The sequence below is a fragment of the Aquabacterium sp. genome, from assembly GCF_021768455.1.
Lineage (GTDB): Bacteria > Pseudomonadota > Gammaproteobacteria > Burkholderiales > Burkholderiaceae_C > Aquabacterium.
Genome location: NZ_JAIZVX010000003.1, coordinates 16,121 through 29,095 on the forward strand (window position 1 = coordinate 16,121; position 12,975 = coordinate 29,095).

Sequence of the window (12,975 nt, forward strand, 5' to 3'; positions counted from 1 at the left end):
AGCGTCGGTGGGCTTCAGCGGATGGCCGCGTCCAGGCTGGCCGAGGCCAGCAGGTGCACGCAGAGCTGGCCATAGGCCAGGCCGGCCACCTTGGCCGACATCGGCACCAGGGAGTGGCTGGTCATGCCGGGCGAGGTGTTGATCTCCAGCAGGAAGGGCTGACGGTCGGTGGCGCGGATCATCACGTCGGCGCGGGCCCAGCCCCGGCAACCCAGGGTCTTGAAGGCGCGCAGCACCAGGCGCTGGATCTCGGCCTCTTCGTCCGCATCGAGCAGGCTGGGGCAGAGGTACTTCACGTCGTCACTGAAGTACTTGTTCTGGTAGTCGTAGTTGCCCCCCGGGGCCTTGATGCGGATGACGGGCAGGGACTGGGCCTCGCCCTCGACGGTCAGCACCGGGCAGGTGGTTTCTTCGCCATCGATGAACTGCTCGCACAGCACCTCGGGGTCGTGCTGGGCCGCGGCCGCATAGGCGGCAGCGCACTGCGACGGGTCGGTCACCTTGGTCAGGCCGATGGACGAGCCTTCGCGAGCGGGCTTGACGATCATCGGCGCGCCCAGGGCCGTGAGCGCGTGCTCGCAGTCTTCGGCGCTGGCGACCAGGCGCCAATCGGGGGTCGGCAGGCCTTCGAAGCGCCAGATGCGCTTGGTCATGATCTTGTCCATGGCGATGGACGAAGCCATCACGCCCGAACCCGTGTAGGGGATCTTGAGCAGTTCGAGCGCGCCTTGCAGCGAGCCGTCTTCGCCGCCCCGGCCATGCAGGGCGATGAAACAGCGGTCGACGCCTTCCTTGATCAGGTCTTCGAGCGGGCGCTCGGCCGGGTCGAAGGCGATGGCGTTGACGCCTTCGGCCTGCAGCGCGGCCAGCACGCCGCTGCCCGACATCAGGGAGACGTCGCGCTCGGCCGAGGTGCCACCAAACAGCACGGCCACCTTGCCGAGTTCGGCCGGGTTCACGCGGGGGGCTTGCAGGGGGGTGAAGCTCATGCGGCAGCTCCCGAGTTCAGCAGGTCCACGACCTTGGCAGGCACGCCACCGATGGTGCCGGCGCCCATGCAGATCACGATGTCGCCATCGCGGGTCGATTCGGCAATGACCTGCGGCAGGCCTGCGACCTCGTCCACAAAGATCGGCTCGACCTTGCCGGCCACGCGCACCGCGCGGGTCAGGGCGCGCCCATCGGCGGCCACGATGGGCGATTCCCCGGCGCTGTAGACCTCGGTCAGCAGGACGGCATCCGCCGTGCCCAGCACCTTGACGAAGTCTTCGAAACAGTCGCGTGTGCGGGTGTAGCGGTGGGGCTGGAAGGCCAGCACCAGGCGCTGACCGGGGAAGGCCCCGCGGGCGGCAGCGATCACCGCGGCCATTTCGACCGGGTGGTGACCGTAGTCGTCGATCAGGGTGAAACGACCACCGTCGGCAGCCGGGCACTCGCCATAGCGCTGGAAGCGGCGCCCCACGCCCGAGAACGCGGCCAGGGCCTGGACGATGGGCTCGTCGGGCAGCTCGATCTCGGTGGCCACGGCAATGGCGGCCAGTGCGTTGAGCACGTTGTGCTCGCCCGGCAGGTTGAGCGTGACCGTGAGGTCGGGCATGACGGTTCCGTTGCGGCGCTGCACGGTGAAGCGCATCTGACCACCGGCCAGGGCCTCGACGTTGACGGCGCGCACCTGGGCGTCCTCACCGAAACCGTAGGTGATGACCGGGCGCGAGATCAGCGGGATGATGCTGCGCACGCCAGGGTCGTCCGCACACAGGATGGCCGAGCCGTAAAACGGCATGCGGTGCAGGAACTCGACGAAGGCCTGCTTCAGGCGTGCGAAATCGTGCCCATAGGTGTCCATGTGATCGGCGTCGATGTTGGTGACGACCGAGAGCACGGGCAACAGGTTGAGGAAGGAGGCGTCGGACTCGTCGGCCTCGACCACGATGTACTCGCCCTTGCCCAGCGCCGAGTTGGCGCCAGCACTGTTGAGCTTGCCGCCGATGACGAAGGTGGGGTCCACACCGGCTTCGGCCAGGATGGCCGTGACCAGGGAGGTGGTGGTGGTCTTGCCATGCGTGCCGGCGATGGCGATGCCTTTGCGCAGGCGCATCAACTCGGCCAGCATCACGGCGCGGGGCACCACGGGAATGCGTTTGGCGCGGGCGGCGATGACCTCGGGGTTGTCGCCCTTCACGGCGGTGGAGGTGACAACCGCTTCGGCGCCCGCGATGTGGGCGGCGTCGTGGCCTTCGTGCACGGTGATGCCGAGGCTGGCCAGGCGGCGCGAGGTGGCGCTGCTCGACTGGTCGGAGCCCGAGACCACATAGCCCAGGTTGTGGAGGATCTCGGCGATGCCGCTCATGCCGGCACCACCGATGCCGACGAAGTGGATGTGTTTGACGGCGTGCTTCATGACGCTGCCTTTGCTGTTGTGGGTTTCACGTGTTCTTCGATGGCATCGGCCACCGCGGCGGCCGAACGGGGACGGGCCAGGGCGCGGGCCGACTGGGCCATGGTGAGCAGATCGGCCCGGTTGAGGGCTTGCAAGCGCTGCGCCAGCGACGCAGGCGAGAGCTCGGTCTGGGGCAGGTGCACGGCGGCGCCATGGGCGGCCATGTAGGCGGCGTTGTCACGCTGGTGCGACGTGGTCGACACGATGAGCGGGATCAGCACGCTGGGCACGCCCGCTGCACACAGTTCGCTCACGGTGATGGCACCGGCTCGGCAGACGATGACGTCGCACTCGGCCAGGCGCTGCGCCATGTTGTTGATGAAGGGGAGGACCTCGGCGTCGCGGGAGGCGTCCAGCCCGGCGGCCTGGTAGGCGGCCTTGACGTCGTCGAGGTTGGCCATGCCGGTCTGGTGCGTGATCAGCGGACGCTGGTCGGCCGGGATCAGGGCCAGGGCCTGCGGCACGGTCTGGTTCAGCACGCGGGCACCCAGGCTGCCTCCGACCACCAGCACGCGCAGGGGGCCGGTCCGGGCGGCAAAGCGCTCGGCGGGCGGCGCGATGGCCTCGATCTCGGCGCGCACGGGGTTGCCGGTCACGCGGGCGACCTTGTGCTTCGAGGCGTCGCCATCGAAGCCGCAGGCCAGCACGTCGGTGATGGGCAGCAGGGCGCGGTTGCTCAACAGGATGGCCGCATCCGCATTCACCATGACCAGGGGCAGGCCTCGGGCCACGCCCATCAGGCCGCCAGGGAAGCAGACGTAGCCCCCCATGCCCAGCACGGCGTCGGCACGGCGCGCCTTGAGCACCTTGAAGCAATCGAGGAAAGCCTTGAGCAGGCGCACGCCGCCAAAGACGGTGTCCTTCAGGCTCTTGCCGCGCAGGCCATTGAAAGCGATGGTGTCCAGCGGGATGCCGGTGGGCGGCACCAGGCGGTTTTCCATGCCACCGGCCGTGCCCAGCCAGGACACAGTCCAGCCGCGGGCCTTCATTTCATCGGCCACGGCCAGGCCGGGCATGATGTGCCCCCCGGTGCCGGCGGCCATGATGACGAGGTGCCTGCTCATGCGCGGCCTCCCCTCATCAACTGCCTGTTCTCCATGTCGACACGGAGACAGATGGCGAGGGCAATGCAGTTGAGCATCACGCCCGAACCACCAAAGCTCATCAGCGGCAGGGTCAGGCCCTTGGTGGGCAGCACGCCCAGGTTCACACCCATGTTGATGAAGCCCTGGCCGCCCATCCACACCGCCACGCCCTGGGCCACGAGGCCGGAGAAGACGCGGTCGAGCGCAATGGCCTGCCGGCCGATGTTGAAGAGGCGCACCACCAGCCAGAAGAAGGCGATGATGACCACGGCCACGCCGATGAAGCCCAGCTCTTCACCGATCACGGCCAGCAGGAAGTCGGTGTGGGCCTCGGGCAGGTAATGCAGCTTCTCCAGGCTGGAGCCCAGCCCTTCGCCAAAGATTTCGCCACGGCCAAAGGCGATGAGCGAGTGGGTCAGCTGGTAGGCCTTGCCCAGGGCGTTCTTTTCGCTCCAGGGGTCGAGGTAGGCGAAGATGCGCTCGCGCCGCCAGGGGCTCAGCGAGATCATCAGCATGAAGGCCCCCAGCAGCACGCCGGTGATCAGCGTGAACATCTTGCCGTTCACACCGCCGAGGAAGAGGATGGCCATGGCGATGGTGGCGATCACCATGAAGGCGCCCATGTCGGGCTCGGCCAGCAGCAGCAGGCCCACGACGCCCACGGCCACGGCCATGGGCGTGACAGCGCGGAAGAAGTGTTCCTTCACGTCCATCTTGCGCACCATGTAGTCGGAGGCGTAGAGCACGATGGCCAGCTTGGCCAGCTCGGACGGCTGGAAGTTCATGAAGCCCAGGGGCAACCAGCGCCGCGCGCCATAGACCACCTTGCCGACGTGCGGGATCAGCACCAGGATGAGCAGCACCAGCGAGGCCACGAACAGCCAGGGAGCCCAGCGCTCCCAGGTCGACATCGGGATCTGCGTGACCACGGCCCCGACGGCCACCGCCATCACCAGCGACATCAGGTGTCGGGTGAAGAAGTGCATGGGCGCGTAGTTGGCAAAGCGCGGACTGTCGGGCAGGGCGATGGTGGCCGAATAGACCATGATCAGCCCCATGACCAGCAGCGAGATGGTCAGCCACACCAGCGGCTGGTCGAAGCCCATCACGCGGGACGGGTGCGACGCGTTGACGTTGACGAAATCGCGCACCGGCAGGCTGCCGCTGTCGGCCGAGCCCTCGCGGCCCAGGCGGGCGCGCAGGCTGCCGATCAGGCCCGAGACGAAGGGGCGGCGTGCGGTCTGGCCACTCATGCGATGTCTCCCCGGTCGGCCGCGACCTCGTGCACCGCGGCGATGAAGACCTCGGCCCGATGGGCATAGTTGCGGAACATGTCCAGGCTGGCGCAGGCCGGGCTGAGCAGCACGGCGTCACCGGGCACGGCCTGCTCGAAGGCCCAGCGCGTGGCGGCCTCCAGCGAGGCATGGGCGGCGATGTGGAGGGCCTGCCCGTTCGGGCTTTCTGCGCCCTGCAGCACGGCACCGATGGCGTCGGCATCGCGGCCGATCAGGGCCACGGCGCGGGCATGGCGGCACACCGGGTCGCGCAGCGGGCCGAAGTCCTGCCCCTTGCCATCGCCACCCAGGATGACGATGAGCTTGCCTGGCGCCAGGTCGGCGCCCAGGCCCTGCAGGGCGGCCACGGTGGCCCCCACATTGGTGCCCTTGCTGTCGTCGATGGCGTCCACGCCGCCCACGGTGGTGACGTGCTCGACCCGGTGCGGCTCACCACGGTACTCACGCAGGCCATGCAGCATGGGCGCCATGGGCACACCGATGGCGGTGGCCAGGGCCAGGGCCGCCAGTGCGTTGGAGGCGTTGTGGCGACCGCGGATGCGCAGGGCATCGGCCGGCATCAGGCGCTGCAGGGTGATCTCTTCTTCCGGGTCGCCCTTCTTGCGCTTGATCGTGGGGTCGGACTCGTGGGCACGGACCAGCCAGGCCATGCCGGCTTCGGTGACCAGACCGAAATCACCTGGGCGCTTGGGCGCATCCAGACCGAAACGCACCACCTGGCGCTCGACCATGCGCGCCGGACGGCCTCGCACGCCTGACTTGATCACCTCGGGCGGGGGCACCATGGCGGCGACCACATCGTCATCGCGGTTGATGACCATGATGCCGGTCTTGCCGTGGATGCGGGCCTTGGCCTCGGCATAAGCGGCCATGGAGCCATGCCAGTCGAGGTGATCCTGCGTGACGTTGAGCACCGCCGCCGCGCTGGGCTCGAAGTTGCTCACACCATCCAGCTGGAAGCTGGAGAGTTCCAGCACCCAGACCTCGGGCAGCACCTCAAAAGTGGGCGCAGCGGGAGGGGGCGGGGCCAGGGTGATCAGCGGGGCGTCGGCATCGTCGACGTCGCTCGACAGGGCCGCCTCCGGCTCGCCTGCGGCCACATCGGCATCGGCCTCCACCACGGGCGGGGCGTCCTCGACGGCGTCCACCGGCGCAGCGGCCTCGGCCTCTGCCTCGGCCTCTTCGGCGGCGACCGCGCGCGCGGGTTCGGCGTCCAGGGCCTGGCTCAGGGTGTCAAGCAGGGTCGGGCCGATGTTGCCCGCCATGCCCACACGCAGACCGGCACGCTCGATCAGCTGGGCGGTGAGCGAGGTGGTCGTCGTCTTGCCGTTGGTGCCGGTGATGGCCAACACCTTGGGCACATAGCCCAGATCGGTCTTCAGGTCGGCCAGGGCCGAGGCGAACAGCGAGAGCTCGCCACGCACCGGGATGCCCAGCACGTCGGCGCGACCACACAGCGCGGCCACGTCGGGCGCGTTCGGGGCCAGGCCCGGGCTCTTGAGCACGAGGTCCACGCCATCCAGCAAGGCCGGATCCAGGCCCTGGTGCAAGGTGGCCGCGGGCACGGCGGCGGCCAGCGCGGCGGCTTGCGGCGGGGCCTGGCGCGTGTCGGCCACGCGCACGTTCGCGCCACACCGGGCGCACCAGCGCGCCATGGCCAGGCCCGAGTCGCCCAGACCCAGGATCAGCACGGTGAGGTGGTGAAGGTGGTGCATCGTGAACGGCTCAGCGCAGCTTGAGGGAAGACAGGCCCACCAGGCACAGCAGCATGGTGATGATCCAGAAGCGCACCACGACCTGCGTCTCCTTCCAGCCCGATTTCTCGAAGTGGTGGTGCAGCGGTGCCATCAACAGAATTCGACGGCCTTCGCCGTACTTCTTCTTCGTGTACTTGAAGTAGCTCACCTGCATCATCACGGACAAGGCTTCGAGCACGAACACCCCCCCCATGAAGGCCAGCACGATCTCCTGCCGCACGATGACCGCGATGGTGCCCAGCGCGCCACCCAGGGCCAGTGCCCCCACGTCACCCATGAAGACCTGGGCGGGGTAGGCGTTGAACCAGAGGAAGGCCAGGCCCGCGCCCGACAGTGCCGCGCAGAACACGAGCAACTCGCCCGCCCCGGGGATGTGGGGCAGCAACAGGTACTTGGCAAACACCGCGTTGCCGGTCACGTAGGCAAAGATGCCCAGGGCCGCCGACACCATCACCACCGGCATGATGGCCAGGCCGTCGAGGCCATCGGTCAGGTTCACCGCGTTGCTGGTGCCCACGATCACCACGTAGGTGAGCGCGATGAAGCCCCAGACGCCCAGCGGGTAGCTGACGGTCTTGAAGAAGGGCACGATCAGGTCGGCCTTCGGCGGGAGGTCGTTGGAGAAGCCCGAGGCCACCCAGCGGAAGAACAGTTCGACCACGCGCAACGCGTTCACTTCGGACACGTTGAAGGCCAGATAGAGCGCGGCGATCAGGCCGATGAGCGATTGCCAGAAGTACTTCTCGCGCGAGGGCATGCCCTCCGGGTCTTTCAGGACGACCTTTCGCCAGTCGTCGACCCAGCCGATGGCACCAAAGCCCATGGTCACGATCATCACGATCCAGACGAAGCGGTTGGCCCAGTCGAACCACAGCATCGTCGACAGGCCGATGGACAGCAGGATCAGCGCACCGCCCATCGTGGGCGTACCCCGCTTGGCCAGGTGGGTCTGCATGCCGTACTCACGGATGGGCTGGCCGATCTTGAGTTCGGTCAGCTTGCGGATCACCAGCGGCCCCAGGCCCAGGCCGATGAGCAGGGCCGTGACGGCCGCCATCACCGAGCGGAAGGTCAGGTACTGGAAGACACGCAGGAAGCCCCATTCGGGGTGCAGGCCCTGCAGCCAGAGCGCCAGACTAAGCAGCATGCGCACCTCCACACAGCAGGTGGGCAACTTGTTCCATCTTCATGAAGCGAGAACCTTTGACGAGCACCGAGGCCACCACAGGGACCTGGCTCGGGGATTGGAGGGTGGCCACGATGTCGGCCGCGCTGGCGAAATGCCGGGCGCCGCCATCGAAGGCCTTGGCCGCGTCGGCGCACAGGCTGCCGGCGGTCCAGAAATGCGCGATGCCGCGCTCGCGGGCGTAGGCGCCGACTTCGGCATGGAAGGCCGGGCCTTGTGAGCCCACTTCGCCCATGTCGCCCAGCACCAGCCAGTGCGGGCCCGGGAGGCCGGCCAGCATGTCGATGGCCGCGCGCACGGAGTCAGGGTTGGCGTTGTAGCTGTCGTCGACCAGGGTGACGGCCCGGCCGTCGAGTGTGATGCGGTGCAGCTGCGAACGGCCCTTGACCGGCTCGAAGGCAACCAGCCCGCTGACCACGGCGCTCAGCGGCACGCCGGCCCCCAGGGCGGCTGCGGTGGCCGCCAGGGCGTTGCGCACATTGTGCTCACCAGCCATGTGCAGGGCCACATCGGCCTCACCTTCCGGCGTGCCGAGCTTGATCAGCCAGTGCGGCGCCGGGTCGGCCACCCAGGCGGCCGTGCCGGTCACGCGGGCCTTGCCGCGGGTGGCAAAGTCGACCTTGGGGTAGCCATTGGCCTGCTCGCGCCAGATGGCGGTGTAGGCATCGTCGGCCGGGAACACGGCCACGCCGGTGCGCGTGAGGGCGTGCAGCACGGCACCGTTCTCGCGGGCCACGGCCTCGACGGTGTGCATGAACTCCTGGTGCTCGCGCTGGGCGTTGTTGACCAGGCCCACGGTGGGCGCGGCGATGGCGGCCAGCTCGGCGATCTCGCCCGGGTGGTTCATGCCCAGCTCGACCACGGCGCAGCGGTGCACACCTTCGCGCAAGCGCAGCAGCGTGAGCGGCACGCCGATGTCGTTGTTGAAGTTGCCCTGCGTGGCCAGCGAAGCCTCGGGCGCACCCTGCTCGCTCACCCAGGCGCGCAGGATGGACGCGATCATCTGCGTGACCGTGGTCTTGCCATTGCTGCCGGTCACGCCGATCAGGGGGATGTCGAAACGCGCACGCCAGCCGGCCGCGAGCCAGCCCAGGGCGGCGCGGGTGTCGGGCACGGTGAGGCTGGGCAGGCCGCTGGTGTCGGCGCCCTGCTGCACCAGCACGGCCACGGCGCCGGCCTGTGCCGCCTGCGGCAGGAAGTCGTGCGCATCGAAGCGCTCACCGCGCAAGGCCACGAAGAGGTCGCCAGGCTGCAGGGTGCGCGTGTCGGTGTGCACGCGGGCGATCGGGGTCGCCGGGTCGCCGTGCAGCACCGAGCCGGGCAGGAGGGAATGGGCCAGGCCCAGGGTCATCATCATGGGGGCGCTCATGCGGCATCTCCCTTCTGCGCGGCGGCGGGGATGCGGGAATCGGGTTCGGTGGCGGCAAGGCGCTGGCGCAGCGCGCGGGCAGCCTCTTCCACGTCGGAGAAGTGGCTGCGCTGGCCCGCCACTTCCTGGTAGGTTTCGTGGCCCTTGCCGGCGATCAGGACCACATCCTTCGGCTCGGCGGCCACCAGGGCATGGTCGATGGCGGCGCGGCGGTCTTCGATCACGTCGACGCCATCGCGGCCGGGCACGCCAGCCATGATCTGAGAGAGGATGAAGGCCGGGGCTTCGCCGCGCGGGTTGTCGCTGGTCAGGACGACCTGGTCGGCCTGCTGGTCGGCGATGGCGCCCATCAGCGGGCGCTTGAGCGGGTCGCGGTTGCCTCCGCAACCGAACACGCACCACAACCGCCCCCCGCGGGCCTGGGCCACAGGGTGCAGGGCCTCGAGGGCCTTCTGCAGGGCGTCGGGGGTGTGGGCGTAGTCGACCACGGCCAGGGGCGCGTCGACCGGCGCCGGCACGATCTCCATGCGGCCGGGCACACCGCGCAGGCCGCTGCACGCTTCGGCCGCCTGAGCCAGGGGCACGCCCAGCGCGCGCAAGGCCCCGATCACGGCCAGCAGGTTGGACACATTGAAGGCGCCGATCACCGGGGCCTGCACCAACGCTTCGTCCTGCTTCCCTTGCAGGGACTCGTCACGCTCGGTCACGGCGAACGCCAGGCCACCGGACTGGTGGCTCACACGGTGAGCGAGCAGGCGGGCGCCCTTGTTCAAGCCGCCCTCGATGCCATACGACCAGCAGGCCAGCCCCCGCGCACGGGCGTGGGCCAGCAGCGGCGAGCCCATCTCGTCATCGAGGTTGATCACCGCAGCCGGCAGGCCGGGCCAGTCGAACAGGGCGCGCTTGGCCTGCCAGTAGGCGGCCATGCTGCCGTGGTAATCCAGGTGGTCCTGCGTGAAGTTGGTGAACTGGGCCACGGCGATGTGCGTGGCGTGCAGGCGCAGTTCTTCGATGCCGATGGACGATGCCTCGATGGCCGCGGCCTTCAGTCCCTGGTCCACAAAATGCCGGAAGGTGGCGTGCAGGGTGAGCGGATCGGGCGTGGTCAGGCCGGTGGACACCACCTCGCCCACGCGGCCGACGCCCAGGGTGCCCACCACGCCGCAGCCCTGCCCCAGGGCATTGAGGGCCTGCGCCGTCCACCAGGAGGTGGAAGTCTTGCCATTGGTGCCGGTCACGGCCACGACCTTCAACTGGGCGCTGGGTTCGCCGTAGAAACCATGGGCGATCTCGGCGCTCAGGGCCTTGAGGCCCTTGACCGCGGCCACACGGGCATCGGCAAAACCAAAGGCCTCGGCGCCCTCGGCCTCGACCAGGCAGGCGCGGGCGCCATCCTTCAGGGCCTGGGCCACGAAGGCACGGCCATCGCGGGCGGCACCGGGCCAGGCCACGAAGCCGGCGCCCTGCGCGGCCAGGCCGGGCACCTGGCGGCTGTCGACCGTGATGGCGGCCACACCCTGCTGGCGCAGCCAGGCCAGGGCTTCGGCGGTGTTGTGCAGGTGAAGCAGGTGGGCGCTCATCAGAAGCTCTCCTGCTCGGCGGGCTGGGTCGAGATGATCTTGGGCTCGATCTGCTGATCGGGCATCACTCCCAGGCGGGTCAGCGTCTGCTGCACCACCTGGCTGAAGACCGGCGCTGCCACATCGCCACCGAAGTAGACGCCGTTGCCGGGCTCGTCCACCATCACGGCGACCACGATGCGCGGCTTGCTGATGGGCGCGATGCCCACAAACCAGGCACGGTACTTGTTGCCCGCGTAGCCCTTGCCCTCTTGCTTGTGCGCCGTGCCGGTCTTGCCGCCGACGCTGTAGCCCTGGGTCTGGGCCTTGGGCGCGGTGCCCCCGGGGCCCGTCACCAACTGCAGCATCTTGCGCACGGTGCGGGCGGTTTCGGGGGAAATCACACGGGTGCCGCGAAGCTGTTCGGGCTCGTGGCCCGCCACCTGCGCGGGGCCATCGGTCGCCGCGTCCTGGCCCGGACGGAAAGCGGTCTTGAACGCCAGCGTCGGACGTGCATCGCCGGCCATCGTCGAGCGGCGGGCCGCACCGTCATCAGGCTGCGCCTCGGTCTCGCGCTTCAGCAGGCTGATGGGAATGAGCTCGCCATCGCTGGCGAAGATCGTGTAGGCATGGGCCAGCTGGAACAGGCTGGCAGACAGGCCATAGCCGTAGCTCATGGTGACCTGCTCGATGCGGCGCCAGCTCTTGTAGGGGCGCAAGCGCCCCGTGACCACGCCGGGAAATCCGATCTGCGGCTTCTGCCCCAGGCCCACGGCCGTGAACATGTTCCACATTTCCTGCGGCTGCATCATCAGCGCCATGCGGGCCGTGCCCACGTTGCTGGACTTCTGGATGACCTCGGACACCGTCAGGTCGCCGTGGGCGTGGGAGTCGGTGATGGTCGAGCCATCGATGGTCAGGCGCCCGCCGGTGGTCGGGATCATCGTGTTCGGCGTGACGCGCTTGGTCTCGAGCGCGATCGACACGATCAGCGGCTTCATGGTGGAGCCAGGCTCGAAGGTGTCGGTCAGGGCGCGGTTGCGCAACTGCGCACCGGTGAGGTTGCGGCGGTCGTCGGGCGTGTAGCTGGGCACGTTGGCCAGCGCCAGCACCTCGCCGGTCACCGCGTCGAGCACCACCACGCTGCCGGCCTTGGCCTTGTGCTGCAGCACGGCGTCGCGGATGCGCTGGTAGGCGTAGAACTGGATCTTGGCGTCGATGGAGAGGCGCACGGGCTGGCCGTCTTCGGCCGGCACCAGGTCGCCCACGGCTTCGACCACGCGGCCCAGGCGATCCTTGATCACATGGCGTGCGCCGTCGCGACCCGCCAGCTGCTTCTGATAGGCCAGCTCGATGCCTTCCTGCCCCTGGTCTTCGATGTTGGTGAAGCCAACGATGTGGGCCGTGGCCTCGCCTTCAGGGTACTGGCGCTTGGACTCGTGCAGTTCGTAGACGCCCTTGACCTTGAGCTCGGCCACCTGCCTGGCGACGTCGTCAGGCACCTGGCGGCGCAGCCACACGAAGTTGGGGTTGGAGGCCAGGCGCTTCTTGAGTTCCTGCGGCTTCATGTCCAGCAGCTTGCCAAGGGCGAGCAACTCGGCGGGCGAGGCGACCATGTCCTTGGGGATGGCCCACAGGGAAGGCGACGGCACGCTCGACGCCAGCAGCTCGCCGTGGCGGTCGGTGATGCGGCCACGGTTGGCCGGCAGCTCGACGCGGCGCTCATAGCGGTTGGCACCCTGCTGCAGGTAGAAATCGTTGTGGATGATCTGGATCCACGCGGCACGGCCGATCAGCACGGCGAAGCCCAGGCCGATGGCCCCGATCAGGAACTTGACACGCCAGGGGGGCGTGCGCGAGGCCAGCAGCGGGCTGGTGGCATAGCGCACCGTGGGCATGCCCGTGCCACCCTGGCGGCGCGGCTGGCCCCGCAGGCGGCGAAAGAACTCGCTGACGCGGCTCATGGGGACACCCCCGAGGCCGCAGCCGGGGCCACGCCGGAGGCGGACACCGACGCCGAAGTCGACACGTAGTGCGTCAGCGTCGGGCTGTTGTTGAACATGTGCAGCTTTTCGCGCGCAAGCTTTTCGACGCGCAAGGGCGTGGCCTGGGCGCGCTTGTCGAGCTGCAGGCGCTCGTAGTCGATCTGCAATTCGTGCGAGCGGGCCTGTGCCTTCTCCAGGTCAGAGAAGAGGCGGCGCGAGTCGTTGCTGGAGCGGATCAGCCAGACGCAGCTGAAGACCAGCACCAGGGCGAGCACGATGTTGAGGCGCAGCGTCACCGG

Annotated in this window: 10 protein-coding genes; all 10 read right to left on the reverse strand. The window is 68.8% G+C overall.

Annotated elements, in window-relative coordinates; genetic code table 11:
* Nucleotides 1-14: 14 nt before the first annotated feature.
* Genes QZ994_RS00775 through ftsL form a run of 10 tightly spaced genes read right to left on the reverse strand, consistent with a single transcriptional unit; the run spans nucleotide 15 to nucleotide 12,972 of the window.
* The gene (locus QZ994_RS00775; RefSeq protein WP_290866933.1) at nucleotides 15-989 is read right to left on the reverse strand and encodes a D-alanine--D-alanine ligase; all 975 of its coding nucleotides are present in this window, start codon (nucleotides 987-989) and stop codon (nucleotides 15-17) included.
* Nucleotides 986-2,401 carry a UDP-N-acetylmuramate--L-alanine ligase gene (gene murC / locus QZ994_RS00780; protein WP_290866936.1) on the reverse strand — a complete coding sequence of 472 codons (1,416 nt, stop codon included), beginning with the start codon at nucleotides 2,399-2,401 and terminating at the stop codon, nucleotides 986-988. The genes QZ994_RS00775 and murC overlap by 4 nt, the downstream gene beginning before the upstream one ends.
* Complete coding sequence (gene murG / locus QZ994_RS00785; RefSeq protein ID WP_290866939.1) at nucleotides 2,398-3,504, reverse strand: undecaprenyldiphospho-muramoylpentapeptide beta-N-acetylglucosaminyltransferase; 1,107 nt, start codon at nucleotides 3,502-3,504, stop codon at nucleotides 2,398-2,400. The genes murC and murG overlap by 4 nt, the downstream gene beginning before the upstream one ends.
* Nucleotides 3,501-4,778 (reverse strand): putative lipid II flippase FtsW, encoded by a 1,278-nt coding sequence (gene ftsW / locus QZ994_RS00790; protein WP_290866943.1) that lies wholly within the window; start codon nucleotides 4,776-4,778, stop codon nucleotides 3,501-3,503. The genes murG and ftsW overlap by 4 nt, the downstream gene beginning before the upstream one ends.
* The gene (murD, locus tag QZ994_RS00795) at nucleotides 4,775-6,535 is read right to left on the reverse strand and encodes a UDP-N-acetylmuramoyl-L-alanine--D-glutamate ligase (RefSeq protein WP_290866945.1); all 1,761 of its coding nucleotides are present in this window, start codon (nucleotides 6,533-6,535) and stop codon (nucleotides 4,775-4,777) included. Before murD ends, ftsW begins: the two co-directional genes overlap by 4 nt.
* A 10-nt stretch (nucleotides 6,536-6,545) precedes the next feature.
* Nucleotides 6,546-7,724 carry a phospho-N-acetylmuramoyl-pentapeptide-transferase gene (gene mraY, locus QZ994_RS00800; RefSeq protein WP_290866947.1) on the reverse strand — a complete coding sequence of 393 codons (1,179 nt, stop codon included), beginning with the start codon at nucleotides 7,722-7,724 and terminating at the stop codon, nucleotides 6,546-6,548.
* The gene (gene murF / locus QZ994_RS00805) at nucleotides 7,714-9,132 is read right to left on the reverse strand and encodes a UDP-N-acetylmuramoyl-tripeptide--D-alanyl-D-alanine ligase (RefSeq protein ID WP_290866949.1); all 1,419 of its coding nucleotides are present in this window, start codon (nucleotides 9,130-9,132) and stop codon (nucleotides 7,714-7,716) included. Before murF ends, mraY begins: the two co-directional genes overlap by 11 nt.
* Entirely contained in the window at nucleotides 9,129-10,712 is a 1,584-nt protein-coding gene (locus tag QZ994_RS00810) for a UDP-N-acetylmuramoyl-L-alanyl-D-glutamate--2,6-diaminopimelate ligase (RefSeq protein WP_290866951.1), read from the reverse strand. Before QZ994_RS00810 ends, murF begins: the two co-directional genes overlap by 4 nt.
* Complete coding sequence (locus QZ994_RS00815) at nucleotides 10,712-12,655, reverse strand: penicillin-binding protein 2 (protein ID WP_290866953.1); 1,944 nt, start codon at nucleotides 12,653-12,655, stop codon at nucleotides 10,712-10,714. The genes QZ994_RS00810 and QZ994_RS00815 overlap by 1 nt, the downstream gene beginning before the upstream one ends.
* Nucleotides 12,652-12,972 carry a cell division protein FtsL gene (gene ftsL, locus QZ994_RS00820; protein WP_290866956.1) on the reverse strand — a complete coding sequence of 107 codons (321 nt, stop codon included), beginning with the start codon at nucleotides 12,970-12,972 and terminating at the stop codon, nucleotides 12,652-12,654. Before ftsL ends, QZ994_RS00815 begins: the two co-directional genes overlap by 4 nt.
* Nucleotides 12,973-12,975 lie beyond the last annotated feature (3 nt).

Bases quoted from the DNA above. Each gene is read 5' to 3' on its own strand.
- QZ994_RS00815 (WP_290866953.1), bottom strand. From the start codon at position 12,655: ATGAGCCGCGTCAGCGAGTTCTTTCGCCGCCTGCGGGGCCAGCCGCGC.
- mraY (WP_290866947.1), bottom strand. From the start codon at position 7,724: ATGCTGCTTAGTCTGGCGCTCTGGCTGCAGGGCCTGCACCCCGAATGG.
- ftsW (WP_290866943.1), bottom strand. From the start codon at position 4,778: ATGAGTGGCCAGACCGCACGCCGCCCCTTCGTCTCGGGCCTGATCGGC.
- QZ994_RS00810 (WP_290866951.1), bottom strand. From the start codon at position 10,712: ATGAGCGCCCACCTGCTTCACCTGCACAACACCGCCGAAGCCCTGGCC.
- QZ994_RS00775 (WP_290866933.1), bottom strand. From the start codon at position 989: ATGAGCTTCACCCCCCTGCAAGCCCCCCGCGTGAACCCGGCCGAACTC.
- murD (WP_290866945.1), bottom strand. From the start codon at position 6,535: ATGCACCACCTTCACCACCTCACCGTGCTGATCCTGGGTCTGGGCGAC.
- murC (WP_290866936.1), bottom strand. From the start codon at position 2,401: ATGAAGCACGCCGTCAAACACATCCACTTCGTCGGCATCGGTGGTGCC.
- murF (WP_290866949.1), bottom strand. From the start codon at position 9,132: ATGAGCGCCCCCATGATGATGACCCTGGGCCTGGCCCATTCCCTCCTG.
- murG (WP_290866939.1), bottom strand. From the start codon at position 3,504: ATGAGCAGGCACCTCGTCATCATGGCCGCCGGCACCGGGGGGCACATC.